A 17,450-nucleotide genomic window follows, 5' to 3' on the forward strand; every position below is an offset into this window, starting at 1 on the left:
ATAGGGGCGTAAAAAAAGGGAGGCCGAACATCACGTTCTGCCTCCCCTTCTGGTCATGCCGGGCGCTTTATGCGAGCTTGCCGTGGCATGCCTTGAACTTCTTGCCGCTGCCGCAAGGGCATGGATCGTTGCGGCCGACCTTCGGTCCGAGCATTTCCTCGTCGCCCGAAGGGCGGGCCGGCGCGAGCAGATCTTCCGGCGCCGCGTCGGGATTGAAGTCCGCGTGCTGGTAGCTGACGTTTTCCACGTGCGACTGGTGCAGCGCCGCTTCGGCGTCGATTTCTTCGCGCGACTGGATGCGCACCGTCATCACCATGCGGATCACTTCGTTCTTGATCATGTCCAGCATCGATCCGAACAGCTCGAACGCTTCGCGCTTGTACTCCTGCTTCGGGTTCTTCTGCGCATAGCCGCGCAGGTGGATACCCTGGCGCAGATGGTCCAGCGCCGCCAGGTGTTCGCGCCAGTGGCTGTCCACGCTTTGCAGCATGACGTTGCGCTCGAAGCCGCCGAACGATTCCTTGCCGACGATGGCAATCTTGCTCTCGTACGAGGCGTCGGCCGCGGCCAGCACGCGCGCCAGGATGTCGTCGTCGGTCATGCTGGTATCGGTGGCCAGCATCTGCGCCAGCGGCACGTTGAGCTGCCATTCGCTGGCCAGGGTCGCTTCCAGGCCGGCGATGTCCCATTGCTCTTCGACCGATTCTTCCGGCACGTACGCATGCACCACGTCGGTGAACACGCCGGCGCGCAGCGATGCGATCAGTTCGCCGATGTCGGTGGTTTCGAGCAGTTCGTTACGCTGGGTGTAGATCACCTTGCGCTGGTCGTTGGACACGTCGTCGTATTCGAGCAGCTGCTTGCGAATGTCGAAGTTGCGCGCCTCGACCTTGCGCTGGGCCGACTCGATCGAGCGCGAGACGATGCCCGCTTCAATCGGTTCGCCTTCCGGCATTTTCAGGCGGTCCATGATGGCGCGCACGCGGTCGCCCGCGAAGATGCGCAGCAGCGCATCGTCGAGCGAGAGGTAGAAGCGCGACGAACCCGGATCGCCCTGGCGGCCGGAACGGCCACGCAGCTGGTTGTCGACGCGGCGCGATTCGTGGCGTTCGGTACCGATGATGTGCAGGCCGCCGGCGGCCACCACATGCTCGTTGAGCGACTTCCACTCGCTGCGCAGCTTTTCGGCCTGGGCCGCCTTGTCGGCGTCCGACAGGGCCGCGTTGGCTTCGATGATCTGGATCTGCTTCTCGACGTTACCGCCCAAAACGATGTCGGTACCACGGCCGGCCATGTTGGTGGCGATGGTGATCATCTTGGGACGGCCCGCCTGGGCGATGATTTCGGCCTCGCGCGCATGCTGCTTCGCATTCAAGACGTTGTGGGCCAGCTTGGCCTTGTCGAGGATCGCCGAGAGCATCTCGGAGTTTTCGATCGAGGTGGTACCCACCAGGACCGGCTGCCCGCGCTCGTAGCAATCGCGGATATCGATCAGCATGGCGTTGTATTTCTCGTCCGAGGACTTGTACACCTGGTCCTGGCGGTCCTTGCGCTGCGACGGACGGTTCGGCGGAATGACCACGGTCTCGAGGCCATAGATTTCCTGGAATTCGTACGCTTCGGTATCGGCCGTACCGGTCATGCCGGACAGCTTGGTGTACATGCGGAAGTAGTTCTGGAACGTGATCGAGGCCAGGGTCTGGTTCTCGTTCTGAATGCGCACGCCTTCCTTCGCTTCGACCGCCTGGTGCAGGCCGTCGGACCAGCGGCGCCCGGTCATCAGGCGTCCGGTGAATTCATCGACGATCACCACTTCATCGTTCTGCACCACGTAATGCTGGTCCTTGTGGTACAGCGCATGCGCGCGCAGGGCCGCGTACAGGTGGTGGATCAGGGTGATGTGGGCGGCGTCGTAGAGCGAGGCACCTTCCGGCAGCAAGCCCATTTGGGTCAGCATCGCCTCGGCGTTCTCGTGACCGCGTTCGGTCAGCAGCACCGAGTGCGCCTTTTCGTCCTTGGTATAGTCGCCCGGGACCGAGATCACGCCCTTGCCGTCCGGGGTTTCTTCACCGATCTGCAGGGTCAGCTTGGCCGGCAGCGAATTGATCTGGTGATACAGCTCGGTATGGTTTTCAGCCTGGCCCGAAATGATCAGCGGCGTACGCGCTTCATCGATCAGGATCGAGTCGACTTCATCGACCACGGCGAAATTGAGGCCGCGCTGGACCCGCTCGCTCGCCTCGAACACCATGTTGTCGCGCAGGTAGTCGAAACCGAATTCGTTGTTGGTGCCGTAGGTGATGTCCGACGCGTAAGCCGATTGCTTGACGCTGTGGTCCATCTGCGACAGATTGATGCCGGTCGTCAGGCCGAGCCAGCTGTACAGACGTCCCATCCACTCGGCATCGCGCTGGGCCAGGTAATCGTTGACCGTAATGACGTGCACGCCCTTGCCGGACAGCGCGTTCAGATAGGTCGGCAGGGTCGCCATCAGCGTCTTACCCTCGCCGGTACCCATTTCGGCGATTTTGCCGTAGTGGAGCACCATGCCGCCGATCATCTGGACATCGAAATGGCGCATCTTGAGCACCCGCCTGGCCGCCTCGCGGCAGACCGCAAACGCTTCCGGCAGCAGCTGGTCGAGCGTTTCGCCTTTGGCGACGCGCTCCTTGAACTGCGGCGTCTTCGCTTTCAGTTCAGCGTCCGACAGCTTTTCGATCTGTGGCTCGAGCGCGTTAATCTCGCGCACGGTTTTTTGATATTGCTTGAGCAGCCGCTGGTTGCGGCTACCGAAAATCTGGGTCAGTAATGACATGCTTGAATTCTTGAAAAAGACGCCGCAAAAAGAAGCCGTAATGATAGCAAAAACATATCACCCAACGGCCGACTATGGCAAAAAGACTGTGATTTTATCATGCGATCTCGCCACACTTGGGGATATTGCCCCGGAACTCAAGAGGCGAGGGCAAAACAAAGTTAATAAAATGACTCCGGCAAGGCGTTCTGGCCATGCCTTGTGGCGGGGCGCCGCGCGCTGTGATATGTTGCGCCTTATGCATATCTACGGAACCAAGACGCGCCGCACCTCGATTGTCGCTACCGATTTCCTCAAGCGCAATGACAAGATCGCGGCCCTGCTGCCGACGGCGATGCGCATGGCCAGCCTGCAGAGCGATTGCGCCAAGGCGCTGCCGCCGATGTTCGGCAACTGCGACGTGCTCTCGTTCGAAGACGCGCGCCTGGTGCTGGCCACGCCCAGTTCGGCCGTCGCGGCCAAGCTCAAACAGCAGCTGCCCAAGCTGCAGGGCGCCTTGCAAAAGCGCGGCTGGCATATCGACGAGATCAAATTGAAAGTGCAGGTCACGCGCAGCATCGCGCCGGTGGTGCACACGCATCAGCTGATTTTGCCCGGCACGGCCTTGTCGGCGTTTGAAGCGCTCGGCGACGCGCTGCCGAAGACAAAGGCCAACGCCACCCTGATCGCCGCCGTCAAGGCGATGGCGGCGCGCCAGCGCTAGAGAGCTTTGCGTTTGAATACCGTGACCACAAGCCTGAAGGCCGTCGTCCCCGCACCAAGGCAGCCTTCGCCGGGGGCGACGGCTCTTAAGTCAGCGCCCACTCGCGCGCCATCTGGCGCACGTACGACGGCGGCGCGCTGCCGGGCTTCTCGAACGCCACGATCTCATAGGCATCCGGATGCTTGAGCAATTCGAGCAGCAGCAAGTTGTTGAGCGCATGGCCCGACTTGTGCGCTTCGTAGCCGGCCAGCAGCGGGTGCCCGACCAGGTACAAGTCGCCGATCGCGTCGAGGATCTTGTGGCGCACGAACTCGTCGTCGTAGCGCAGGCCATCCGAATTGAGAATGCGGTACTCGTCCATCACGATCGCGTTTTCGAGCGATCCGCCGCGCGCCAGGCCCATGCCACGCAGGCTTTCCACATCCTGCATGAAGCCGAAGGTGCGCGCGCGCGCCACGTCGTGCACGTACGATACGTCGCCGAAGTCGACAAACGCGCGCTGGGTCGTGCCGTCCACCGCCGGATGGTTGAATTCGATGAAAAAATCGAGCTTGAAGCCGTCGTACGGGGTCAGGCGCGCCCATTTTTCGTTGGCGCCACTACCCTGGCGTACTTCCACATCTTTCAGCACGCGGATGAATTTCTTCGCCGCGTCCTGCTCCTGCACGCCCGCCTGTTGCAGCAAAAAGACAAACGACGAGGCCGAGCCATCCATGATGGGAATCTCTTCGGCCGACACGTCCACGTACAGATTATCGATCCCGAGCCCGGCGCAGGCCGACATCAGGTGCTCGACCGTGGACACGCGCGCATCGTCCTTGACCAGCACCGATGCCATGCGGGTGTCGCCCACCACGCCTGCGCTGGCGGGAAACTCCACCACCGGGTCCAGGTCCACGCGGCGAAACACGATGCCGGTATTGATCGCGGCCGGACGCAGGGTCAGTTCGACCTTGGTCCCGGAGTGCAGTCCGACGCCGACGGTGCGCACCAGCTGTTTGACGGTTCTTTGTTTTAACATCCGCCGATTATAGCGAACTTGCTGGGCCAGCGCTGCCGGGCGTCTAGGGGTGCTCGGCCTGCGCATGCGAGCGCTCGTGCCGCACCAGGTAGATGCCGCTGCCGATGATGATGGCCGCGCCGATCAGCGTGTACCGGTCGGGCAGGGTATGCCAAAGGATCCAGTCCAGCGCCACGCCCCAGGCGAGTCCCGAATACTCGAACGGCGCCACACGCGACGCTTCGCCCGAATTGAACGCTTCCGTGACCGCCAGCTGGCCCAGGAAGCCCGAGAGCGACAGCGCGCACAATAGCCAGACATCGGCGCCACGCACGGGCACCCAGTTGGGCGCGGCCAGGGTGGTTGCGCCGATGGCCAAAAACACCATCAGCCACAGCACCATGTGTTCGGCGCGGTCGGTGCGCCCGACGATGCGGGTGGTAATGGCCGACACCGCGTAGCAGCCGGCCGCGCCCAGCACCGCCAGTCCGCCCAGGGTCAGCATGCCGGTCCCGCTCGGACGCAGCACCACCAGCACCCCTCCCAGGCCGACCGCGATGGCGACCCAGCGCGCCAGGTTGACGCTCTCTTTCAGGAACACCACCGACAAGGCGGTGATGAGCGCGGGCGCGATGAAGAAGATTGCATACGCTTCGGCCAGCGACAGCTTGCGCAGGCCAAAGGCGAATAGCCCGAGCATGGTGATGCTCAGGCCCGCGCGCAGCAGGTGCAGCGGCCAGCGCACCTGCAGGGCAGTGCCGAAGGCGCCGCGCCAACCCACGTACGCAAACACCAGCGGCAGCGACGACAGGCCGCGCAGGGCCGCCACCTGCAGCGCCGGATAATGCGCCGACAGCAGCTTCATCACCGTGTCCATCAGCGAGAACATGGCCACCGCGATGAGCATCGCGTAGATGGCGCGCAGGTTGCCTTTGCCCTGCGTCACAGGCGCTTGACCATGAACAGGCTGAGGGGATCGGCCTGATAGTCACCGAACGGCGCGCAGCGGATAAAGCCGTCGCGCTCATACAGGCCGATGGCTTCGGGCTGGCTGATGCCCGTTTCGAGCATCAGCGCCGGCAATCCGGCGGCGGCGGCGCGCTGCGCGATCTCGGCCAGCAGCTTGCCGCCCACGCCCTTGCCACGCTGGGCCGGATCGACGTACATGCGCTTGACTTCGCCGTAGCCGCCGCGGTCGACATAGGCGCCGCAGCCGAGCGCGCGGCCGTCAAGGTCGCGCGCGACCAGGAACACCACGCCGGGCCGGGTCAGCGAGTCGACATCCATCAGGTGGTTGCTCTCGGCCGGATAGAGGCCGGCAAAATAGGCGTCCAGCTGTTCGAGCATGGCGATGATGTCGCTCTGGCGCGGGGTTTCGGTTCGAATATGCATGGCGGTGTAAAAAACGGCGCCGCGGCGCCGTCTTTGCGGAAGTGGTTCCGGGTGAGTAATTAAGCGACTTGCTTGAGCAGCGTTTCGGCGTTCGACACGTCGAACGCGCCACCCTGCTCCACGTTGAGCTGCTTGACGACGCCGTCGTCGACCAGCAGCGAGTAGCGCTGCGAGCGCGTGCCCATGCCGAACTTCGAGAAGTCCGCGTCCAGGCCCAGTGCCTTGCTGTAGGCGGCGTTACCGTCGGCCATCATGCGCACGATGCCTGTGGCTTTCTGGTCGCGGCCCCAGGCGCCCATGACGAAAGCGTCATTGACCGAGATGCACCAGATTTCATCGACGCCCTTGGCTTTGAGTTCGTCGGCCAGCTTGACGTAGCCCGGCACGTGCTGTGCGGAGCAGGTCGGGGTGTAGGCGCCCGGCAGGCCGAAAATGGCGATCTTCTTGCCCTTGGCCAGATCAGCTACCTGGAAGGTGTTAGGGCCGAGCGAGCAGCCTTCGGTTTCGGTCTCGACGAATTCAGAGAGGGTGCCTTCCGGCAGGCGGTCGCCGATTTTAATAGTCATTCGAGGCTCCATAATATGGGATTGATAAGACGGCTAGTATGCCTGATCCTCGTCAAGCTTGCAGGGCGGCGGTTCCGTGGCGCGCCGCCACGCGTTTCGCGTCCGCAAAAAAACGGCGTAAAAAAAGCCGGGGAGACCCCGGCTTCTTCATCACTGCGATCCGATCAATCGGCTTGCTTGCGCAGGAATGCCGGAATGTCGTAGGTTTCCACGCCATTGCGCTGCATCGCCTGCACCTGCTCGGAAGCCTGTTCGCGGCGCCACACGGCCGGCTGCTTCATGCCTTCCATCGCGTGGCCGCTGGCCGAGCCGGCACCCATCGACACGCCCACGGTGGCGCCAGCGCCGCCGCCGGCCATCATCGGACCGTTGTGGGTACCGGTGCGCAGCATCGGCTGCTGCACCAGCTGCATGGCCTTCTTGGCCTTGCCCAGGCCCGTCGCCACCACCGTCACGCGGATGTCGTCGCCCATGTCGTCGTCGTACGCGATACCCTGCGCGATCGATGCATCGGGCGCCGCAAACGCGCGCACCGCAGCCATGACTTCCTTGATCTCCTTACCCTTGAGGCCACGGCTGGCGGTCACGTTGACCAGCACGCCGCGCGCACCCGACAGGTCGATCCCGTCGAGCAGCGGCGACGCGACTGCCTGCTCGGCCGCGATGCGCGCCCGATCGACGCCGCTGGCGGTCGCGGTGCCCATCATGGCCTTGCCCTGCTCGCCCATGATGGTCTTGACGTCGTTGAAGTCGACGTTGATGTGGCCCGGCACGTTGATGATCTCGGCGATACCGGCCACCGCGTTGTTGAGCACATCATCGGCGTGGCGCATCCACTCGATCATGCTTTCGTCTTCGTAGATCTCTTCCAGTTTTTCGTTCAGGATGATGATCAGCGAATCGACGTGCTGCGACAGTTCTTCGAGCCCGCTCTCGGCCACGTCCATGCACTTCTGGCCTTCGTACGAGAATGGCTTCGACACCACGGCCACCGTCAGCGCGCCGAGCGACTTGGCGATTTCGGCCACGATGGGAGCTGCGCCAGTACCGGTGCCGCCGCCCATGCCGGCTGCGATGAAGACCATGTGCGCGCCGCGCAGCGCGTCTTCGATGCGCGCGCGCGACTCTTCGGCCAGCTGGCGGCCGACGGTCGGCTTCATGCCGGCGCCCAGGCCCGACTCGCCGATCTGGATGATGTTGTGGGCGCTCGACGCGGCCAGTGCCTGCGAATCGGTATTGGCCGCGATGAATTCAACGCCCGACACGCCCTTGTTGATCATGTGCTGAACCGCATTGCCACCTGCTCCGCCGACGCCGACGACCTTGATGACGGTTCCTAGTGCTGCGTTATCGACCATATCAAACTCCATGATGAACTCCTAATCAAAGTGCGGTTTCCAAGCGCCAGGACTCATAGTCGTATGAAACCTGGAGGTTGAAAACTGCGTTAACCGTTAAATAACAAGAACCCGTGTGCCTAGTATTCCAAACTGTGCCGACTTAAAAATTCCCTAAAAACCATTCCTTCATGCGCTGCCAGACCGCTTTCACCGAGCCGTCCTGGCGCGTCACGATATGCCCGCGCAGATACTGCTTCTTCGCTTCGAGCAGCAGCCCGAGCACGGTCGCGTAGCGCGGACTGCGCACCACGTCGGCCAGCTGGCCGCGGTAATCCGGCGTGCCAAGGCGCGCCGGCTTGAGGAAAATATCTTCCGCCATTTCCACCATGCCGGGCATGATCGCGGTACCGCCGGTGAGCACGATCCCCGACGAGAGCACGCCCTCGTAGCCCGACTCGCGCACCACCTGGTGCACCATCGCGAACAATTCTTCAACGCGCGGCTCGATCACCGCCGCCAGCGCCTGGCGCGACAGGTTGCGCGGACCGCGGTCGCCCAGTCCCGGCACTTCGAGCGACTCGTGCGGATCGGCCAGCACCTGCTTGGCCACGCCGTAGCGGATCTTGATCTCTTCGGCTTCGGAAGTGGGCGTGCGCAGCGCCATGGCGATGTCGTTGGTGATCTGGTCGCCGGCGATCGGAATGACCGCCGTATGCCGGATCGCGCCGTCGGAGAACACCGCGATGTCGGTGGTGCCGCCGCCAATATCGATCAGCACCACGCCCAGTTCCTTTTCATCGAGCGTGAGCACGGCGTCGGCGGAAGCCATCGGCTGCAAAATCAGGTCCGACACTTCAAGGCCGCAGCGGCGCACGCACTTTACAATGTTTTGTACCGCCGATACCGCACCGGTGACAATATGCACCCGCACTTCCAGGCGGATGCCGCTCATGCCGATCGGTTCGCGCACGTCTTCCTGGCTGTCGACGATGAATTCCTGCGGCACCGTGTGCAGCAACTGCTGGTCGGTCGGGATGTTGACCGCCTTGGCCGTTTCGATCACGCGCGCCACGTCGGTGGCCGTTACTTCCTTGTCCTTGATCGCGACCATGCCGCTCGAATTGAACGAACGGATATGGCTGCCGGCGATGCCCGCGTACACATTGCGGATCTTGCAGTCGGCCATCAGCTCTGCTTCTTCGAGCGCGCGCTGGATCGATTCGACGGTCGCCTCGATATTGACGACCACCCCTTTTTTCAGTCCGCGCGACTCGTGCTGACCCAGTCCGATCACCTCGTGGCGCCCGTCGGACATCACCTCGGCCACCACGGCCACCACTTTCGAGGTACCGATATCGAGGCCGACGATCAGGTTTTTCGCGTCTTTTGTCATGTGCTGTCGCCTACTGTCTTTGCTTTGTCTTGCTGCTGGTTGATCTGCTGTTCGGTTTCACTGCTTTTTTTACTGCCGCCTTCACAGGCTTGTGCGGATCGCTTGGCAGCACCAGCGCGGCGGCGGAAAGCGCCAGGCCGTTCTGATACCGCATGTCGATCGTGTCGATGCCGTCCTGCAGGCGGCTGGCCAGTTGCGGATAAATCCCCACCAGCCGCTGCACCCGCTGTTTCAGCGTCGTCTTGTCCTGCTCCCGCCCCAGCGCCACGCTCATGCCGTTATCGAGTTTCACGGTCCATGCATAACGGCTCGACAGGTCCAGCTTTTCCGGCACCAGCGCGATCGGCGAAAACAGCGCGCGCAACTCCAGGAACCGCGCCAGTACTTCCTTCTCGCTGCCTTCCGGCCCGTCCAGCGCCGGCAGCGGATGATCCTCGTCCGCCTCGGCCAGGTTGGCGGTAAAGACATCGCCCTTCATCGACAACAGGCGCCCATCCTCGCCCCAGGTGCCGAGCGCCTCGTGCTCCTCGACTTCCACGATCAGCTGGTCCGGCCATTCGCGCCGCACCTTGGCCCGCCTGACCCAGGGTACCGCTTCGAAGGCGGTGCGCACCTGTTCCAGGTTGGTCGTGAAAAAATTACCCTTGATGCGGCCCACCACGCCGGCGCGCAAGGTCAGCCTGTTCACATGCTTCAGTTCCATCCCATGCACGCTGTCGACCCGCACCGTGCGCAGGGTGAACATCGGCAGCTGCGACAACCACCACACGGCAGACGCGAGGCAGGCGATCACCACCACTGCCATCAGGCCGCTCGCGCTTGCGTTCAAAGCTCTTACGTCATGCCACATTACTGTATTAACCCTGGCCCTGGGCCATTTTCAAGCGTGCCGAACGCACAATCTCGACGCACAGGTCTTCATAACTGATGCCCAGCGCGCGCGCGCCCATGGGCACGAGCGAGTGAGTGGTCATCCCCGGCGAGGTATTGACCTCGATCAGGAACGGCTTGTTGTCGCTGGCGCGCAGCAGCACGTCGACCCTGCCCCAGCCTTCGCAATCGACGGCGCGGTAGGCTTCCACCGCCAGGCGCGCCACTTCCGCGCTGGTCGCTTCGTCCAGCTCGGCCGGGCAAACATACTTGGTGTCGTCGGTGAAGTACTTGTTCTGGTAATCGTAATTGCCGTCCGGGGCCACGATTTCGACGATCGGCAGCGCACGCGCTTGTACCCCGCGCCCGAGCACCGCGACCGTCAGTTCGCGCCCGGTGACGAATTCCTCGGCCAGCACCACTTCGTCGAAGCCGGCCGCCACTTCATAGGCGGCCTTGAAGTCGGCGGCGGCGCGCACCTTGGTGATGCCCACGCTCGAACCTTCATGCGGCGGCTTGACGATCAGCGGCAGGCCAAGCTGCTGCACCACCTGCGCCAGGTCGGTATCGGCGGCCAGCGTGGCGTAGCGCGGGGTCGGCAGGCCGCGCATCAGCCAGATCATCTTGGTGTAGATCTTGTCCATGGCGATCGCGCACGCCATCACGCCGCTGCCGGTGTAGGGAATGCCGAGCTGCTCGAGCGCACCCTGCAGGGTGCCGTCTTCGCCGTAGCGGCCGTGCAGCGCGATGAACACGCGGTCGAATTCCTCGGCCGCCAGCTCGGTGATGCTGCGCACGCCGGTGTCGAACGGATGGGCGTCGATGCCCTTGCTGCGCAGCGCCGCGAGCACGCCGGTGCCGGACATGATCGACACGTCGCGTTCGGCCGAGCGGCCGCCGAACAGCACGCCGACCTTGCCCAGTGCGGCGGCGTCGCCGGAATTAAATGCACTCATCTTCAAGCCTCCACAGGGGTAACCAGTTTATTCGGAATGCCGCTGATCGAGCCGGCGCCCATGGTGATGACAACGTCACCGTCGCGCACCACGTTCATGATGGCGGCCGGCATGTCGGCGATCGCCTCGACAAAAATCGGCTCGATCTTCCCGCCCACGCGAAGCGCATGCGCCAGCGCACGGCCATCGGCGGCCACCACGTGCGCTTCGCCGGCGGCATACACTTCGGCCAGCAGCAGCACGTCGGGCGTGGCCAGCACCTTGACGAAGTCTTCAAACAGGTCGCGCGTGCGCGAATAGCGATGCGGCTGGAACGCCAGCACCAGGCGCCGGCCCGGGTAGGCGCCGCGCGCGGCGGCCAGGGTCACTTCCGTCTCGACCGGGTGGTGGCCGAAGTCGTCCACCAGGGCGAAGCTGCCGCCGCCAGGAATGGCAATGTCGCCGTAGCGCGTGAAGCGCCGGCCGACGCCGTGGAACTCCGCCAGGCCCTGCTGGGTCGCACTGTCGTCGATGCCGATTTCGCGCGCGATGGCAATCGCCGAACAGGCATTCTGCACATTATGCATACCGGGCTGGTTGAGGATGAACTGTGTATCCGGATAGCCTTCCTGGACGACCGTGAAATGCATCTGCAGGCCGATGGCGCTGGCATTGACCGCGCGCACCTGGGCAGCTTCCGAAAAGCCGTAGGTGGTGATCGGCTTGGTCACGAACGGAATGATGTCGCGCACATGCTGATCGTCGATGCACAGCATCACGCGGCCATAGAACGGCAGGCGGTGCGTGAAGTGCACGAACGCCTGCTTGAGCTTTTCGAAATCGTGCTCGTAGGTTTCCATGTGATCGGCGTCGATATTGGTGATCACTTCGATCATCGGCGTCAGGTTCAGGAACGAGGCGTCCGATTCGTCGGCTTCGGCCACGATGTACTCGCCCGTGCCCAGCTTGGCGTTGGCGCCGGCGCTGTTGAGGCGTCCACCGATCACGAACGTCGGATCGAGCCCGCCCTGGGCCAGCACCGAGGCCACCAGGCTGGTGGTGGTGGTCTTGCCGTGGGTGCCGGCAATGGCGATGCCGCGCTTTAAGCGCATCAATTCACCGAGCATAATCGCGCGCGGCACAATGGGGATCTGCGCTGCGCGCGCCGCCACCACTTCCGGATTGTCTTCCTTGACCGCGGTCGAGGTGACCACGGCGTCGGCGCCGAGGATATTGTCGGCGGCGTGGCCGAGCATGACCTGCGCGCCCAGGCTGGCCAGGCGCTGGCTGGCCGCGTTGCTGCCCAGGTCCGAGCCGGACACGCTGTAGCCCAGATTGAGCAGCACTTCGGCGATGCCGCTCATGCCGCTGCCGCCGATGCCGACGAAGTGAATGTTCTTGATTTTATGTTTCATGTTCTTGTTTCAATTCTGTCTGTCGATCCTGCCAGTTGTTCGAGTACATCCGCGATTGCTTCATTGGCGTTGCGCTTGCCGACCGCCAGCGCGGCCACCGCCATGGCGCGGCAGGCGTCGCGGCTAAGGCCTTGCAGCAACTGCGCCACGCGCTGCGCGCTCAATTCCGTTTGCGGCAAATGGATTGCCGCCTTCTGTTTGTCCATCCACTGCGCGTTGTCGCGCTGGTGGCTGGTGGTGCTGGCCACGAACGGCACCAGTACGCTGGCCACGCCGGCGGCCGTCAGTTCCGACACGGTGATCGCGCCGGCGCGGCAGATCACCACGTCGGCCGCGGCGTAGGCGCCGGCCATGTCGTCGATGAAGTCGACCACGTCGGCCGTCACGCCGGCCCTGGCATACGATTCGCGCAGCGCATCGATATTCTTCTTGCCCGACTGGTGCGTCACGTACGGACGCTGCTCTTCGGGCAGCAGCGCCAGTGCGGCCGGCACGCTGTCGTTCAACACCTTGGCGCCCAGGCTGCCGCCGACCACCAGGATGCGCAGCGCGCCGCTGCGGCCCTCGAAGCGCTGCTGCGGCGCCGTCATGGCCAGGATTTTCTTACGCACCGGGTTGCCGGTGACGATGGCCTTGGCGGCGGCGCTGCCGAAATCGGCGGGAAAGCCGAACATCACCCTGCTGGCCAGGGGCGCGAGCGTCTTGTTCGACAACAGCAGCGCCGCGTCGGCATTGACCAGCGCCAGCGGCACGCCGGCCAAGCGCGCCATCATGCCGCCCGGGACGCACACGTAGCCGCCCATGCCGAGCACCACATCGGGCTTGCGCTGACGGATAAAGCGGCGGCAGGCCACGAAACTGGCGGCCATCTTGAACGCGCCCGTCACGCTGTGCTTCAGGCCCTTGCCGCGCATGCCCGAAAAATCGATGCTGTCGATGGCGATGCCGTTCTTTGGCACCAGGTCCTGCTCCATGCCGTGCGAGGTGCCGAGCCAGCTCACGTCCCAGCCGCGCTGGCGCATGGTCTGCGCGATCGCGATCCCCGGGAAGATATGCCCGCCGGTGCCGGCCGCCATGATCATCAAACGCTTCATGGCCGCCCACCTCTCATCAACACACGGTTTTCATAATCGATACGCAGCAAAATCGCCAGTCCGACGCAGTTAATCAGGACGCCCGAGCCGCCGTAACTCATCAACGGCAGGGTCAATCCCTTGGTCGGCAGGATGCCCAGGTTCACGCCCATATTGATGAACGTCTGCGCTCCGAGCCAGATGCCGATGCCTTTGGCGGCAAGACCGGCGAAGATCTGGTCGATGGCGATGGCCTGGCGGCCGATATCGAAGGCGCGCTTGACCAGCCAGTAAAACATGGCGATGACCACCAGCACGCCCACCAGGCCGAGTTCTTCGCCGATGACGGCCATCAGGAAATCGGTATGCGCTTCGGGCAGGTAATGCAGTTTTTCGACGCTGGCGCCCAGGCCCACGCCGAACCATTCGCCGCGCCCGAAGGCGATCAGCGAGTGGGTCAGCTGGTAAGCCTTGTCGAGCGCATTGCCTTCCTTCCAGGGGTCCAGGTAGGCGAAAATGCGCGCGCGCCGGAAAGGAGAAAAGAAGATGATGGCGCCGAAAATGGTCACCAGCAGCGCGCCGATGCCGCCGAACCAGACCGCGTTGATCCCGCCCAGGAACAGGATGCCCATGGCGATGCAGACGATCACGCCGAACGCGCCCAGGTCGGGTTCGAGCAGCAGCAGCAGGCCCACCAGGCCGATGGCGCCGGCCATGGGCAGGAAGCCCTTGGTCAGCTTGTGCATGTATTCCTGCTTGCGCACCGTGTAGTCGGCCGCGTACAGCACGGCCGCGATCTTCATCACTTCGGACGGCTGCAGCTTGAACAGTTTCAGGTCCAGCCAGCGCTGCGCGCCGTTGACCGAAAAGCCGATATGCGGCACCAGCACCAGCACCAGCAGCGCCAGGCTGCCGACGAACATGACGGACGCGTAGCGCTGCCAGAGCGCGATCCGGATGCGGAACACGAAGTACCCGGCCAGCATCGAGACCATGATGAAAATGGCCTGGCGCTGCAGGAAGTAGGTTGTCTTGTAGTTGGCGTACTTGGGCGAATCGGGCAGCGCGATCGAAGCCGAGTACACCATCACCATCCCGAACAGCATCAGCAGCACGGTGACCCAGACCAGCAGCTGGTCGTATTCCATCATTTTCGACGGGCGTGTGCGGTCCCCGGACAGAGCGTCCGAAGCCGAACCGGCGAATTTGAATGGAAACTGGAAGGCCATCAGAGATCCTGTCCTTTTTCCAGCGCCAGTTCGCGCACGGCGTCGACGAACACCTGGGCGCGCTGCACATAGCCGGTGAACATGTCGAAGCTGGCGCACGCGGGCGAAAGCAGCACGCAATCGCCAGCCTGCGCCAGGGCGGCCGCGCGCCGCACCGCTTCAGGCACGGTCGCGCAATCGATCAACTCAACGCCGGACGGCTCGATGGCCGCGCGCAGCAGCGGCGCGTCGCGCCCGATCAGGACCACCGCGCGCACGTACCGCGAGCACGGTTCGGCCAGCGGTGCGAACTCCTGGCCCTTGCCGTCGCCGCCGGCGATGAGCACGATCTTCTGCGACTCGCCGCCGAATGCCTTGCCCAGGCCGGTCAACGCGGCCACGGTAGCGCCCACGTTGGTGCCCTTGCTGTCGTCGTAGTAATCGATGGCGTCGATGGCGGCCACCAGTTCGACCCGGTGCGGCTCGCCCTGGTAGTCGCGCAGGCCGTGCAGCAGCGGCGCGAACGGCAGGCCGATGGCGCGGCACAGGGCCAGCGCGGCCAGCGCGTTGGTGGCGTTGTGCAGGCCGCGGATGCGCAGCGCGTCGACCGGCATCAGGCGGCTGATCGTGCACGGCACGACTTCGGCCGGTTCATTCTTCTTGCGCTTCTTCTCGCTCTCTTCGCCGGCCACGGCCACGGTCAGCCACAGCACGCCGCGTTCGTTGTGCAGGCCGAAGCTGTCGGCTTCTTTCGGTTCGCCCGTGCCGAAGGTGCACACGTCGGCGCCCGGCGCGGCCATGCGCGCGACCAGCGCGTCGTCGCGATTGAGCACGCGCACCGTCGATGGTCCGAAGATGCGTTCCTTGTCGGCGCCGTAGGCGGCCATGTCGCCATGCCAGTCCAGGTGATCCTGGGTGATGTTCAGTACCGTGGCGGCATCGGCGCGCAGGCTGAAGGTCGAATGCAGCTGGAAGCTCGACAGCTCCAGGATCCAGGCTTGCGGCAGCAGGGTCTGATCGAACACTTCGTCCGCGCCCTCGGCCTGATCGAGCATTTCGCGCAGCACGTCGAGCGCCGCCGGGCTGATATTGCCGGCCACGCGGGTCGACAGGCCGGCGCGCTGGCACAGCAAACCGGTCAGGCTGGTGACGGTGGTCTTGCCGTTGGTGCCGGTAATGGCGATGACTTTCGGCGCATAGGCGCGTTCTTCCTTGAGCGCGGCCAGGCCCTGGGCAAACAGTTCGATCTCGCCCCACACCGGAATGGCGCGCGTGGCGGCGGCCGGCACGATGGCGGCCAGTTCGCGCGCGGGCGCCAGGCCCGGGCTGACGGCGACGAAGTCGATGGTGTCGAGCAGGGTCTCGCTAAATTCCGCATCGAGTCCGCCGCCGATGAATTCGGCGCCCGGCAACGCGTCGCGCAGCGCCTGCAGGCGTTGCGGCGCTTCGCGCGTGTCGGCCACGCGCACGCGCGCGCCGCAGCGCGCCAGCCACTGGGCCATCGCCAGGCCGGATTCGCCCAGTCCGAGGACCAGGGCGTGCTTGCCGGCGTATTGTTCGAGGTGGTTCATCAGCGCAGCTTCAGGGTGGACAGGCCGACCAGCACCAGCATCATCGTGATAATCCAGAAACGCACGACGACCTGGGTCTCTTTCCAGCCTTTTTGTTCAAAGTGGTGGTGCAAGGGCGCCATCAGGAAAACGCGGCGCCCGGTGCCGTAACGCTTCTTGGTGTACTTGAACCAGCTGACCTGGATGATCACCGAGACCGTTTCGGCCACGAACACGCCGCCCATGATGAACAGGACGATTTCCTGGCGCACGATCACGGCGATGGTGCCGAGCGCGCCGCCCAGCGCCAGCGCGCCGACGTCGCCCATGAACATCTGGGCCGGATGCGCGTTATACCAGAGGAAGGCCAGGCCCGCGCCGGCCATCGCACCGCAGAAGATCAGCAGTTCGCCCGCGCCCGGAATGTGCGGAATCAGCAGGTATTTCGAGTAGGTGGCGCTGCCGGTCAGGTAGGCGAACAGGCCCAGGGCCGAGCCGACCATCACGGTCGGCATGATCGCCAGGCCATCGAGGCCGTCGGTGAAGTTGACCGCGTTGCTGGTGCCGACGATGACGCAGTAGGTCAGCGCGATGAAGCCCCACACGCCGAGCGGATAGCTGATGGTTTTCACGAACGGCACGATCAGGTCGGCCTTGGGCGGCAGGTCGAGCGAAAAGCCGGACTGCACCCACGCATAGAACAGGTCCCAGACCTTGCCCGGGGTCGGCGCCGACACCGAGAACGCCAGGTACAGCGACGCGGCGATGCCGATCAGGGACATCCAGAAGTATTTTTCGCCCGAGCGCATGCCTTCCGGATCCTGGTACACCACCTTGCGGTAGTCGTCGGCCCAGCCGATGGCGCCGAAACCGAGGGTCACGACCAGCACCGGCCACACCAGGCGGTTCGACAGGTCGCACCACAGCAGGGTCGACACGCCAATGGCGATCAGGATCAGCACACCGCCCATGGTCGGCGTGCCGTGTTTTTTCAGGTGCGTCTGCGGACCGTCCTGGCGCACTGCCTGGCCGACCTTGAGCGAGGTAAGTTTGCGGATCACGGCGGGACCGGCGACAAGGCCGATCAGCACCGCCGTGATTGTGGCGAACACCGCACGAAACGTGATGAAGTTGAAGATTCGCAGAGGACCGAGTTGGTCCTGGAACATTTGTGCGAGCCAGAGCAGCAT

At 64.0% G+C, this 17,450-nt stretch carries 15 protein-coding genes; 1 reads left to right on the forward strand and 14 read right to left on the reverse strand.

The features are described from left to right. Positions 1 to 67: 67 nt before the first annotated feature. Positions 68 to 2,815: a preprotein translocase subunit SecA gene (gene secA, locus RBA40_RS21100; RefSeq protein ID WP_306649711.1), complete on the reverse strand. Its 2,748-nt coding sequence runs from the start codon at positions 2,813 to 2,815 to the stop codon at positions 68 to 70. A gap of 238 nt (positions 2,816 to 3,053) precedes the next feature. On the opposite strand from secA, the gene RBA40_RS21105 reads away from it, so the two are divergent. Further along, complete coding sequence (locus RBA40_RS21105) at positions 3,054 to 3,518, forward strand: DciA family protein (protein ID WP_306649712.1); 465 nt, start codon at positions 3,054 to 3,056, stop codon at positions 3,516 to 3,518. Positions 3,519 to 3,603: 85 nt separating this feature from the next. Here the strand turns inward: RBA40_RS21105 and lpxC are convergent, their stop codons facing one another. The 13 genes from lpxC to mraY all read right to left on the reverse strand — a co-directional run bounded on the left by lpxC (position 3,604) and on the right by mraY (position 17,450). After that, positions 3,604 to 4,539: a UDP-3-O-acyl-N-acetylglucosamine deacetylase gene (gene lpxC / locus RBA40_RS21110; protein WP_306649713.1), complete on the reverse strand. Its 936-nt coding sequence runs from the start codon at positions 4,537 to 4,539 to the stop codon at positions 3,604 to 3,606. Between the two features lie 43 nt (positions 4,540 to 4,582). Continuing rightward, a complete protein-coding gene (locus RBA40_RS21115) occupies positions 4,583 to 5,425 on the reverse strand; it encodes a DMT family transporter (RefSeq protein WP_445352055.1) in 843 nt (280 codons plus the stop codon). A gap of 35 nt (positions 5,426 to 5,460) precedes the next feature. After that, complete coding sequence (locus RBA40_RS21120; protein WP_306649715.1) at positions 5,461 to 5,910, reverse strand: GNAT family N-acetyltransferase; 450 nt, start codon at positions 5,908 to 5,910, stop codon at positions 5,461 to 5,463. A gap of 59 nt (positions 5,911 to 5,969) precedes the next feature. After that, positions 5,970 to 6,476 carry a peroxiredoxin gene (locus tag RBA40_RS21125; RefSeq protein WP_099874451.1) on the reverse strand — a complete coding sequence of 169 codons (507 nt, stop codon included), beginning with the start codon at positions 6,474 to 6,476 and terminating at the stop codon, positions 5,970 to 5,972. A 164-nt stretch (positions 6,477 to 6,640) separates the two neighbouring features. Further along, positions 6,641 to 7,846: a cell division protein FtsZ gene (ftsZ, locus tag RBA40_RS21130; RefSeq protein WP_306623467.1), complete on the reverse strand. Its 1,206-nt coding sequence runs from the start codon at positions 7,844 to 7,846 to the stop codon at positions 6,641 to 6,643. Positions 7,847 to 7,976: 130 nt separating this feature from the next. After that, on the reverse strand, positions 7,977 to 9,209 hold the full coding sequence (ftsA, locus tag RBA40_RS21135; RefSeq protein WP_054266460.1) for a cell division protein FtsA: 1,233 nt from the start codon (positions 9,207 to 9,209) through the stop codon (positions 7,977 to 7,979). Positions 9,210 to 9,219: 10 nt separating this feature from the next. Continuing rightward, positions 9,220 to 10,059 carry a cell division protein FtsQ/DivIB gene (locus RBA40_RS21140; protein ID WP_306649716.1) on the reverse strand — a complete coding sequence of 280 codons (840 nt, stop codon included), beginning with the start codon at positions 10,057 to 10,059 and terminating at the stop codon, positions 9,220 to 9,222. 7 nt (positions 10,060 to 10,066) lie between these two features. Further along, a complete protein-coding gene (locus RBA40_RS21145; protein WP_306649717.1) occupies positions 10,067 to 11,035 on the reverse strand; it encodes a D-alanine--D-alanine ligase in 969 nt (322 codons plus the stop codon). A 2-nt stretch (positions 11,036 to 11,037) separates the two neighbouring features. Further along, the gene (gene murC, locus RBA40_RS21150; RefSeq protein WP_306649718.1) at positions 11,038 to 12,429 is read right to left on the reverse strand and encodes a UDP-N-acetylmuramate--L-alanine ligase; all 1,392 of its coding nucleotides are present in this window, start codon (positions 12,427 to 12,429) and stop codon (positions 11,038 to 11,040) included. After that, positions 12,426 to 13,523 (reverse strand): undecaprenyldiphospho-muramoylpentapeptide beta-N-acetylglucosaminyltransferase, encoded by a 1,098-nt coding sequence (gene murG / locus RBA40_RS21155; protein WP_306649719.1) that lies wholly within the window; start codon positions 13,521 to 13,523, stop codon positions 12,426 to 12,428. Before murG ends, murC begins: the two co-directional genes overlap by 4 nt. Then, entirely contained in the window at positions 13,520 to 14,731 is a 1,212-nt protein-coding gene (gene ftsW, locus RBA40_RS21160; RefSeq protein WP_306649720.1) for a putative lipid II flippase FtsW, read from the reverse strand. The genes murG and ftsW overlap by 4 nt, the downstream gene beginning before the upstream one ends. Further along, entirely contained in the window at positions 14,731 to 16,281 is a 1,551-nt protein-coding gene (gene murD, locus RBA40_RS21165; protein ID WP_306649721.1) for a UDP-N-acetylmuramoyl-L-alanine--D-glutamate ligase, read from the reverse strand. Before murD ends, ftsW begins: the two co-directional genes overlap by 1 nt. Further along, the gene (gene mraY / locus RBA40_RS21170) at positions 16,281 to 17,450 is read right to left on the reverse strand and encodes a phospho-N-acetylmuramoyl-pentapeptide-transferase (RefSeq protein WP_306649723.1); all 1,170 of its coding nucleotides are present in this window, start codon (positions 17,448 to 17,450) and stop codon (positions 16,281 to 16,283) included. The genes murD and mraY overlap by 1 nt, the downstream gene beginning before the upstream one ends.

Origin of the sequence: Massilia pseudoviolaceinigra (genome assembly GCF_030846505.1) — a bacterium.
GTDB lineage: Bacteria > Pseudomonadota > Gammaproteobacteria > Burkholderiales > Burkholderiaceae_D > Telluria_A > Telluria_A violaceinigra.